This is a genomic window from Embleya sp. NPDC056575 (assembly GCF_042793325.1).
In the GTDB taxonomy this organism is placed as follows: Bacteria; Actinomycetota; Actinomycetes; order Streptomycetales; family Streptomycetaceae; genus Embleya.
The window spans coordinates 1-1,074 of the sequence record NZ_JBHTVA010000201.1 but is presented as its reverse complement, the minus strand read 5'-3'; the positions used below and the strand labels follow the sequence as shown (position 1 = coordinate 1,074).

General features: G+C 47.0%; 1 protein-coding gene. It reads left to right on the top strand.

Features of this window, described 5'->3' with window-relative positions:
* A partial coding sequence (locus ACFRCG_RS48745; RefSeq protein WP_380043124.1) for a M56 family metallopeptidase occupies positions 1-985 on the top strand: 985 nt, incomplete at its 5' end.
* Positions 986-1,074: the final 89 nt, after the last annotated feature.

Below are 1,074 nucleotides of genomic sequence, written 5' to 3'. Positions count from 1 at the left end.
CCAGGAATACACAGATGCAGAAAACGATGTGGACAATGTGATTTCTGTTTTGCCGTTTTATCATAGAAAAAATGTGAAGCGGCTGCTCGGGAAGATTTATTTTGCCGCCAGCGTAAAAGGGGTATCCGCTTACGCCTTATTGGTGCTCGCGTTATACGCATTACACGCCTCTCCATGGGTAATGGCTGTTGCCGTGATCCTGTATTGGGTATTCAACATGTATATGTCAGACCGTGTGTTGCGGGCGGCGATGGACGCCAAGCCTTGTCATCAACCGCATGTACAGGCAGCGGCCGATAAGATTTTCCGATCGGCCGGCATTTCCCATGTCCGCATATACGAAACGGAGAGTGATGATTACAACGGAATGGCAGTAGGCATGAATGTCGGGAGGTCAATGGTCATCCTGACAAGCGCCACACTAACACTTCCACAGCGTGTCATTGAAGGCATTCTGGCCCATGAGGCGATTCATATCAAAAAACGTGACGTTCTGTCATCACAGCTTTTGCGTTTTCTATATCTTGGAGCTGTCATTGGAATTTTCCTCTTATTTGAGCAGCATATCACCCATCCCGAGGCCCACAAAATTGCGCTTTGGGCTTTCATTATGGCAATCATTATCCTGTTCCAGCTCCATCAATCCTTTTGTTCACAATGGATGGAGGTGCGTGCTGACAACCTTGGCGCATCATTGCTGGGGGGCGGTTACAAACAAATGGCTGAAGCCTTGAGAATCTTGGCGGTTCGGCAGGATGAGGACATACAGAAACAAAGTGCCTACAGCTCTGAAGCAGGTGAAGACGAGCTTCAAATTGATTCTCTCACCCGTGATAAAAGCTGGTTTTTCAGATTGATTGATTTTCAGTTCGCTCCTCATCCCCCTATGTATTGGCGTGTCGGCACTTTATTGTCAAACAAGGGACATGGGGTGCTAAAGCGCTGGCTCAGAGACCGCCTGAAAGAATTGCTCACTTTGAAATGAAACCGGTCAGCGTTTCATCCGTATAACAGATATGGTGAAAAAAGGGGGTGACCAGAAGTGATAGTGATCTTATTGATAATAGCTATTAT